The organism is Gemmatimonas sp. (assembly GCF_031426495.1).
Taxonomy (GTDB): domain Bacteria; phylum Gemmatimonadota; class Gemmatimonadetes; order Gemmatimonadales; family Gemmatimonadaceae; genus Gemmatimonas.
This window is the reverse complement of the sequence record NZ_JANPLK010000067.1, coordinates 23,878-33,929: the sequence shown is the minus strand read 5'-3', so window position 1 is coordinate 33,929 and position 10,052 is coordinate 23,878. Positions and strand designations below refer to the sequence as shown.

Here is a 10,052-nt window from a genome sequence, read left to right as displayed (position 1 = left end):
GGGAGCCCCCGGAGAGCGCATTGCCTCCCTCCCGGTCAATTCCTTCATCCATCCTGCGGGTCGCCCCATACACACCTCTTAGTTGAAGGTGTTGCGACGACCGATTGAATCCGCCTTGCGATCCGCGGTCCGAGTGGACCATCAGGTGTCCATCGAGCAGACGGTCGTGCAAGGCTTGCTCCAACGCGTCGAGCACCAGATCGGTCCGCATCGTGGTGTGCGTGCGCCAGCCGACTATGCGACGCGAGAACACGTCGATGACGAACGCGACGTACACGAAGCCTCGCCAGGTCGCGACGTACGTGAAGTCCGCGACCCACCGCTGATTGGGACGCTCAGCGTGAAGTTGCCGCTGCACCAAGTCCTGCGCGAGCTCCGCCGTGGTGTCGGCGATCGTCGTGCGGCGTCGCTGGCCGCGCACGACGCCACGCAGGCCCCGGCGGCCATGAGCCGAGCGGCGGTGCAGCGCGCCACGGTCTGCCCGTCAAGCAACAGCTGCTGCCACACTTTGTGCACGCCATACACGCCATGATTGGGCTCCCAGGCGTGCTGTATCTGTTCACTCGGGACGTCGTCGCGCTGCGCCCGCCCCAGCCGCTTCCGGGGATCCAACTGGAGGGCGCGATGTGCATTGTAGCCAGACGGTGCGATCGCTAAGGCCCGGCAGATCGGCTCGACACCGTACAGCGCGCGCTCTGCATCGATGAACGCGTACATCAGCGCGTGAGGCGCTCGAGCTCCCGAAGGGGAATCCCGCCGCCGCGAAAGACGGACTCGCCTTGCGGACGATGTCATTCGCCCGCTTCAGCTCACGATTGTCGCGCTCGAGTGCGGCCAGTCGATCGGCGTCGCTGCCGGTCGGACCGGACCGCTCACCGACGTCCTGCTCGTTTAGCCCAACGTCGGCGCAATCGCCGAAATGGCGGCCCACTCGGACGGAAGGTGCGGCGACTGCTCACGGACCCATCGGACGGCCCCGTCATGTACCTCAGGACAAAATCGATGTGCTCGGGATTTCGCCACGACTCCAACTTCTTACAAAGTGGAGTCTCCTGTAATCCAGGTGCGGTTCACTCCAAGTAGATGCGTTGCCGCACACATGTCACGAGAAGTTCGTTCCGCTGGGGCCATGGCCGTCGGCAACCGGGAACGTTGGGGATCAGATTCGACTGTAGAAATAGGCCTTGGCGCGGAACATTTAGCGCATTCTTCCGAAAGCGAAGGCCGCCGCTTCGAGTACAAAAGCAAAAGGCCCTCGGCGTATTGCCGAGGGCCTTTTGCTTTTGCGGTACAGTGCTCTCGATTACGCGTTGTTGCGGCGACGACGGGCGGCGGTCACAGCCAAGCCGAGCAGGCCACTCGCCATCAGGATGATCGACGACGGCTCCGGTACGATCGTGGTGGCGGACGCTCCAGTGATGCGGAGGAAGCCGTCATTGTAGTCGAAATCGGACGGACGTACTTTGTCTTCCGCGCCAACCCAGCAGCCCGACGTGCCACAGCTGGCCGAGTTCCCGCCAAACGCGCCGTTGCCAAACACAGCAAACTGGTTCGGCGAAGCTGCGCTGTACGAGAAGAAGTTGGGAGTCGGGGACGACGGGGTGAACGTCGCGATTCCGATGTCGAAGTAGCCCGGGCCAGTGAACGTGTAGCTGGTGTTCACCGAGCTGAACGTGTAAAGAATCGCGTACGTCTGAAGATCGCGGATGACGAGCGAGCGGAGCGGATCTGCACCCGCGAGACCACCGAAGTAGGTGAGCTGGGCATTACCACCGGTGTAGAAGGCGAAGCCGACGGACGCGTTGACGTTGCCGTTGGCGTGCGCAAACCACGCATTGGCGATCGTCGTGTTGTTGTACGGAGCCGTGTAGCCGGCGGCAACCTTCCAATTGCGGCACGTGGCCGACGTTGCAGCGCCAGTGAGCACGTAACCGATGTTGCAGCCCTGACCGTCATCGTCAGAGACCACGTCCCAGAAGGGGGTCGCGTCCGAATTCGGCACGGATGCGTTACTAAAGTACTGAGCCTGTGCTGTCATCGGCATCGCCACGATGGCGGCAGCGAGGACGAGCTTTGAGATACCCATGTCTATTCTCCGAAAGAGTACGATGATTGCCCACTCGAGGTTGGTAACAGCACGGCCTGTACCAGCGAGGACAGGAAGAAACATACGGACATTAACCTTTCCTAACATATTGCAAAACAGCGAGTTAGCGTGATTTCCGGAAATTGCCGCTGTTGGACGCGCCAGGAGAAGTGTTGCGTATATCCTACAGTAACTGATGCTTGCGTGCGGGGGGCCGTGATGTCCGGACCTGCAAACTCTAGCCTCGACAAATTGCAACGGGCCAATTGGAACGCCTACTATGGTCCTGGCGAGCCGGCATCCGACGGGTGTTGCAGCAGAGAAAACGGCGGATGCTGACGCCGATGATACGGCTGGAGCCTCGCCTACACCACGTCGGTCACCGCAAATCGTTCGCTCCACAGCTGAATGAACAGCAGCGAATACAAACGCTCGCCAATTGGCAGGCCAGCGTCGAGACGACCGCGGTACGTCTTGAATGCCGCCGGAGAGATCAGGCCATGCGTCTGCGCTTGCGCGCCATCGAGTTGGTCGCGCCACTCGTGCTTCATCCACGAGTCCATGGGCACGGAGAATCCCTGCTTGCGAGTAAGGTCAAGTCGCTTTGGCAGGAGCTGCTCTCCAAGTCGACGCAAGATCAGCTTTCTATTGCTGCGGTCGGCCTTCAGTGAATCCGGCACGCGCGAGAACGCGAACTCGATCACGTCGATATCGAGAAGTGGTGCCCGCACTTCGAGCGAAGACAGCATGCTCGAGCGATCCACTTTCACCAGCACATCGTCGACCATATAGGTGCTGAAGTCGAGTGCGGTCGCGCGTTGGAGTGCGGTCTTACGGTCCTCGAATGCGCGCGAACGCAGCATCTCGGGTGCTAGAAGCAGCTGTTGGTCGAGCGGTCGCAGCGCATCCGTCAAGCGCGCGCGCTCATCCGCACGGAATATTCGCCCAGAGTTCGCGAGTCCGTCGCCTGCCGTACCGGCGAGAGACTTGGCAAAGCCGCGACCGGGAGTGCCGACAGGAAGAATGCTCTCGGCTGCGTACGCTGCGAATCGCCGGACCCCACGAGGAAGAACTGCCCGCAGCCGCTCGGCCTGCACTTGAACCGGGTACTTGTGATATCCCCCGAACAGCTCATCACCGCCGTCTCCACCGATCGCGACGGTCGCATGTTTCCGGATTTCCTGTGACACCAGGAACGTCGGAATCATCGACGAGTCTGAAATCGGATCATCGAACTGCGCGACCAGCGACTGAAGCAGCGAGGCATCCGCCGCCTTCGCCTCAAGCTCGATGTGCTCCGTGCCCAGATGATCGGCCACCATCCGCGCATACGGGCCTTCGTCGAAGCCGCTGTGCCCCGGAAAACGTGCGGTGAACGTACGAATGCGGCTTCCACTGACCTCGGCGGCGATAGCGGTGACGATGCTCGAGTCAACGCCGCCACTGAGCAACACGCCGATGGGGACGTCGGCCATCAGCTGGCGACGCACCGACGCCTTAAGCAGCTCGTGAAGTTCCTCAACGAGCGCCTCCGGATCCGCCGACGATGCTGCCGACGCCGTACGTGGCAGAGTCCAGTAGCTGTCGTGTGCGATCGCGCCGGTTGCGAGGTTGATGACAACCCGCCCAGCCGGTGCTACGCGACGGATATCGGCGAACATCGTGTTTTCGCCCGACACGTATCCGTATGCGAGATATTCGTTGAGAGATTGCGCGCGCAGGCGACGCGGGCAGCTCGGGTCCGCCAGCAGCGCCTTGGCTTCGCTGGCAAACGTGAACTGCTCATCGTTCACGCGATAGAAGAGCGGCTTCTCGCCCGCGCGGTCGCGCGCCAGCAACACGCGCTGCTTGGATTCGTCGTACAGGGCGAACGCGAACATTCCGCCGAGGTGGGGGACGCAGTCGATGCCCCATTCCCGGTACGCCGCGAGAATGACTTCTGTATCCGAGTGCGTACGGAACAGATGGCCCTTCGCGCGTAGTCGATCACGGAGCTCGACATAGTTGTAGATCTCACCGTTGAAGGTGATGACCGTGCCCGTCTCGCTGTCGATCATCGGCTGATGGCCGCCCGGCGACAGGTCGATGATCGCCAGGCGACGGTGGCCGAAGCCCACGCGCTCATCAGCCGAACACCAGAGGCCACTCGAATCCGGCCCGCGGTGCACCATCGTGTCACGCTGGCGCTCAATGAGATGGCGATCCACGGTGCCGCGAAAACGGATCGTGCCGCTAATACCACACATAGTTCGCTGGGATTAAGAGAGGACGGCCGATCCGCTATCCGAACACTTCAAGGGCAAGCTCGATACGTCCGAACGGCGCACTGACCTGCACACCCTGTACCGATCCGCGCACGCGCTCCAACGACTCCCGCGCGATCGCGATGCCTTCCGCCAGCGCGTGCTCTTTGCTCTTGTCGTTCGCCCTTCGCATACGGTCAAGCACTTCCTTCGGCACCGTCACCCCAGGTACTTCGTTCGCCAGAAACTCCGCATTCCGCGCTGACACCAGCGGCCAGATTCCCGCGACCACCGGAATGCGCACATCATCGATACTGGTCAGGAAATGCTCCAGCTGCGCTGGATCGAATACCGGCTGCGTGATCGCATACTCGGCGCCGGCCTCGACCTTCCAGTGAAAACGCTTCAGTTCATGCGCCGGGTCGATGGCCGCCGGATTCACGCCCACGCCCACCACGAAGCGCGTGGGCTCGCCGATGGGGTTGTTTCCCGGGTCGAGCCCGCGATTCAGCTTGCTCACCAGGTTCGTGAGGCCGATCGCGTCGATGTCGAACACCGCCGTGGCATCCGGATATGGGCCCATCTTCGGCGGATCGCCGGTGATCAGCAGCATGTTGCGCAGCCCGAGCGCCGACGCGCCGAGCAGGTCGCTGAGCATGCCCAGCAGATTGCGATCGCGACAGCAGTAGTGCGTGACCGCTTCGATGCCGTGTCGCTCGATGATGAGACTCGTGGCGATCGCACCCATGCGGCTCTGCGCCCGTGGTCCATCGGGCACGTTGATGGCATCGACTCCAGCCTTGTGCAACGCCGCCGCATCGAGCTCCAGCTTCACCGTGTCGACACCACGCGGCGGCACGATCTCCACAGACGTGACGAACTGGCCGTTGGCGATCTTGGCGCCGAACCGCGAGCGCTGCGCCAGTGGCACCGGCGTGCGTCCCACCAGTTCGTCGCGAACGGCACCCGTCTCATCGTGTTGCACGATTGCCCGCGTGCGAGGCGCCAGCGGTCGCACACCCTCCACCATTGCCTTGATGTGATCGGGCGTAGTGCCGCAGCAACCACCCACGATCTTGGCGCCCGCCTGAATCAGGTGGCGAGCGTACGTGGCCATGTACTCCGGGCTCGCCATGTACATCGAGCGGCCGCCCACATCGCGCGGCATTCCGGCGTTCGGCTGCGCCGACAACTTGCGCGTGGTCACGGTGGCCATGCGCTCGATCGCTTCCAGAATCGTTTGAGGCCCCACCGAGCAGTTCAGACCGATCACATCTACGCCCCAGCGATCGAGCACGCGCGCAATGTCTTCCGGGCTTGCACCGAACGACGTCCGCAAATCGGGGCCAACCGTGGCCTGCGCGATCACCGGCATGCCGGCATCGACCTCACGGGCCGCCAGAATGGCCTGCTCCAGCTCCTCCAGATCGGTGAACGTTTCCAGCAGGAAACAGTCGGCACCACCGGCTTTCAGCGCGAACATCTGCTCGCGGAACAGACCGCGCGCCTCGTCCTTGCTGGTGGGGCCGTAGGGCTCCAAGCGTACGCCGAGCGGTCCCACCGCTCCTGACACGAGGCGGTGCTCGCCCGCCGCTTCGCGCGCGAGCTGGGCGGCCCTCGTGTTGATGGCGGTGACCTGCCCCTCGAGCCCATACTGCGTGAGCTTGGCGCGGTTGGCACCGAACGTGTTCGTTTCCAGTACCTCGGCGCCCGCTTTCACATACGCCGCGTGGATCTCACGCACGAGATCGGGGCTACGCAGCACGAGCTCGTCGTAGCACTGGTTGATGAACACGCCACGTGCGTACAGCATCGTGCCCATTGCCCCGTCGAACATGATGACCTGCTCGGGATCGAGCAGCCGGGCCAGGAGTTCGGCGCGAGGGCGCGGGTCCGTGGCACCATTCGCGGTGTCAGGCGTGTTTGTCGGGTGCTCTGTGGCGCTCTTCATAGATAAATTCAAGATATGTCAAAGCCAGCATCCGGCGTACTCAATCGCGCCTCCCGTCTCGCGCTGCTCCCCGGTCTCCTCGCCCGACGCATCCTGCTGCTCGACGGCGCCATGGGGACCATGCTCCAGACCTATCGGCTCACCGAAGCCGACTACCGGGGCACGCGATTCGCCGACTGGCCGAGCGATCTCAAGGGCAACAACGATCTTCTGGCCCTCACGCAACCGCAGATCGTCGGCGCTATCCAGCGGCAGTACCTCGAGGCCGGGGCCGATATCCTCGAGACGAACACCTTCAATGCCAACACCATCTCCATGGCCGATTACTGCATGGAGTCGCTGGCGTACGAGATCAACGTGGCCGCCGCCGGGATGGCCCGCGGCCTGGCCGACGAGTTCGAGGCCGCCAACCCGGCCAGGCCACGCTTCGTGGCCGGTGTGCTTGGGCCCACGAACCGCACCGCCTCGCTCTCCCCCGAGGTCGAGAACCCGGGCGCCCGCAATGTCACCTTCGACCAGCTCGTGGCCGCCTACACCGAGGCCGCCAAGGGGCTGCTCGATGGTGGCGCCGACATCCTGATGGTCGAGACGATCTTCGATACGCTGAACGCCAAGGCGGCGCTGTTCGCGATCGAGTCGTACTTCGAACAGTCAGGCATGCGGGTGCCGGTCATGATTTCCGGCACCATCACCGACGCCAGCGGCCGCACCCTGTCGGGACAGACCACGGAGGCCTTCTGGACCTCCATGTCCCACATCAAGCCCATCTCCATCGGCCTGAACTGCGCACTCGGCGCCGCCCAGCTCCGCGCCTACGTGTCGGAACTCTCGCGCATCGCCGACACGCACGTCAGTGCTCACCCCAATGCCGGCCTTCCCAATGCCTTCGGCGGCTACGATGAGTCGCCGGAGATCATGGCCGAGCAGATCGGCGAGTGGGCCCGCAGTGGACTGCTGAACATCGTGGGCGGCTGCTGTGGCACCACGCCGGCGCATATCGCCGCCATTGCCCAGGCCGTTGAGGGAGTGCCCCCGCGCAAGATCCCCGACGTGGCGCCGCTGCTGCGCCTGTCGGGGCTCGAGCCAATGAACGTCGGCCCCGACACGAACTTCGTGAACGTGGGCGAGCGCACCAACGTGACCGGCTCGGCCAAGTTCGCCAAGCTCGTTCTCGAAGGGAACTACAGCGATGCGCTGGTCGTAGCGCGCCAGCAGGTGGACAGCGGTGCACAGATCATCGACATCAACATGGACGAGGGGCTGCTCGACGCCGAAAAGGCGATGGTCACCTTCCTCAACTTGGTAGCGTCGGAACCCGATATCTCGCGTGTGCCGGACATGGTGGATTCCAGCTAGTGGAGCGTGATCGAGGCCGGCCTCAAGTGCCTGCAGGGCAAGGGCATCGTAAACTCCATCTCGATGAAGGAAGGCGAGGCGGAGTTCGTACGACAGGCGCGCTTGGTACGCCGATACGGCGCAGCCGTGATCGTGATGGCGTTCGACGAGCAGGGGCAGGCCGACACCGCCGCGCGGAAGGTCGAGATCTGTACGCGGGCCTACAAGATTCTCACCGAGCAGGTGGGCTTCCCGCCACAGGACATCATCTTCGATCCGAACATCTTCGCCATCGGCACCGGCATCGAAGAGCACGCGCGCTACGCGATCGATTACTTCGAGGCCACGAGCGAAATCAAGCGCACGTTACCGTTCGCCAATATCTCCGGTGGCGTGAGCAACATGTCGTTCTCGTTCCGCGGCAACAATCCGCTGCGCGAAGCGATGCACGCGGTGTTCCTGTATCATGCCATCCGCGCCGGCATGGACATGGGCATCGTGAACGCCGGTCAGCTCATTCCGTACGAGGACATTCCACTCGATCTCCGCGAGCGCGTAGAAGATGTGGTGCTCGCGCGCCGAGCGGATTCCACCGAGCGCCTGCTGGAAGTGGCCGATCAGGCCAAGGGACGCGCCAAGCAAACGGAAGATCTCGCATGGCGCTCGCTTCCCATCGAGGAGCGCATCGCACATGCGTTGGTGCGCGGCATTGATGCGTTCGTGGTGGAAGACACAGAGGAAGCGCGCCTTGCCTCGTCGCATCCCATCGAAGTGATCGAAGGCCCGCTCATGCGCGGGATGAACGTGGTCGGCGATCTCTTCGGCGCCGGCAAGCTGTTCCTGCCTCAGGTGGTGAAGAGCGCGCGCGTGATGAAGAAGGCCGTGGCGCATCTCATCCCGTTTATCGAAGCACTGAAAACCGTGGACAGCAAACCCGCTGGTCGCGTGCTCATGGCCACGGTGAAGGGCGACGTGCACGACATCGGCAAGAACATCGTGGGCGTGGTGCTGCAGTGTAACGGCTACGAAGTGGTCGACATGGGCGTGATGCAATCATGCGCCGCTATTCTCGACAAGGCGCGCGAAGTGAATGCCGACGTGATCGGCTTGTCGGGACTTATTACGCCGTCGCTGGAAGAGATGACGTTTGTGGCCAGCGAGATGGAACGTCAGGGCTTCACGCTGCCGCTGTTGATCGGTGGTGCGACCACCAGCAAGGCGCATACGGCGCTCAAAATCGAGCCGTCGTATTCAGGGCCCGTGGTGCACGTGCTCGATGCGTCTCGCGCGGTGGGTGTGACCAGCGCGTTGCTGAGTGACGAGCGAAAGGCCGACTACGCCGCGGGCGTGCGCAAGGAATACGAGGAGCTGCGCGTGGCCCGTGCCGCGCGTGGCGGGGCTGAACGCTTGGTGAGCATTGCGGCTGCGCGGGCCAACCGGGCGAAGATCGATCTCACGGTGCCGGTGCCGGTGCCCACGTTCACGGGGCCGCGCACGCTGTTGGAGTACCCGCTCGAAGATCTGGTGCCGTACATCGACTGGACGCCCTTCTTCCAGACGTGGGAGCTGGCCGGGCACTATCCCGCGATTCTCACCGATCCCATCGTGGGCGAAACGGCGCGGTCGCTATACGCCGATGCGCGGTCTATGCTGGACCGGATCGTACGCGAAAAGCGCTTGGAGGCGCGGGCGAGCTTCGGATTCTGGCCGGCCAACGCGGTCGGTGACGATATCGAGCTCTACAGCGGCGAAGACTGCGGTACTGTTGTGGCCACGCTACACATGCTTCGCCAGCAGCTCGACAAGAAGGGTGACGGCCGACCGAACTACTGCCTCTCCGATTTCGTGGCGCCGAAGGAAAGCGGCGTACCCGACTATATGGGAGCGTTCGCCGTGACCACGGGACACGGGCTGGAGAGCTTGGTGGCGGAGTTCGAGGCCGATCACGACGACTACAGCTCGATCCTGGCCAAGGCGCTGGCTGATCGACTGGCCGAGGCCTTTGCCGAACGGTTGCACGAGCGGGTGCGGCGGGAGTTTTGGGGATACGCCCCGAACGAAGCGCTCGACAACGCCGGTCTCATCCATGAGAAGTACCAAGGCATCCGACCGGCGCCAGGGTATCCGGCCTGCCCGGATCACCGCGAGAAGGGCACGCTCTTCGCAGTAGCGGAGGCCGAAGAGCGGACCGGCATTGTGCTGACCGAGAGCTTCGCCATGATGCCTGGGGCGAGCGTGAGCGGGTGGTACTTCTGGCGGCCCGAATCGACATACTTCGGGGTAGGGAAGCTGTTGCCCGACCAGCTCGACGAGTACGCTGAGCGGGCGGGGCGGGTGGCCGATGGTGCCCGGTGGACGTCGACGCTGGTGGCGGGGTAACTCGTCAAAGGCTCGGCGATCAGTGGGCGTGCCGCGCGTGTGACAGTCGGTGCCTCCC

General features: G+C 63.4%; 3 protein-coding genes, 1 pseudogene and 1 other annotated feature. Of the genes and pseudogenes, 1 reads left to right on the top strand and 3 read right to left on the bottom strand.

The window, feature by feature from the left end:
* Nucleotides 1–642: 642 nt before the first annotated feature.
* Nucleotides 643–773, bottom strand: a sequence feature (AL1L pseudoknot).
* Between the two features lie 530 nt (nt 774–1,303).
* From RMP10_RS16845 to RMP10_RS16835, 3 genes are all read right to left on the bottom strand, one after another.
* Entirely contained in the window at nt 1,304–2,086 is a 783-nt protein-coding gene (locus RMP10_RS16845) for a PEP-CTERM sorting domain-containing protein (RefSeq protein WP_310571332.1), read from the bottom strand.
* Nucleotides 2,087–2,451: 365 nt separating this feature from the next.
* The gene (gene asnB, locus RMP10_RS16840; protein ID WP_310571331.1) at nt 2,452–4,332 is read right to left on the bottom strand and encodes an asparagine synthase (glutamine-hydrolyzing); all 1,881 of its coding nucleotides are present in this window, start codon (nt 4,330–4,332) and stop codon (nt 2,452–2,454) included.
* A gap of 34 nt (nt 4,333–4,366) precedes the next feature.
* Nucleotides 4,367–6,280 (bottom strand): bifunctional homocysteine S-methyltransferase/methylenetetrahydrofolate reductase, encoded by a 1,914-nt coding sequence (locus RMP10_RS16835; RefSeq protein WP_310571330.1) that lies wholly within the window; start codon nt 6,278–6,280, stop codon nt 4,367–4,369.
* Nucleotides 6,281–6,295: 15 nt separating this feature from the next.
* On the opposite strand from RMP10_RS16835, the pseudogene metH reads away from it, so the two are divergent.
* Nucleotides 6,296–9,994: pseudogene (gene metH / locus RMP10_RS16830) on the top strand (methionine synthase).
* Nucleotides 9,995–10,052 lie beyond the last annotated feature (58 nt).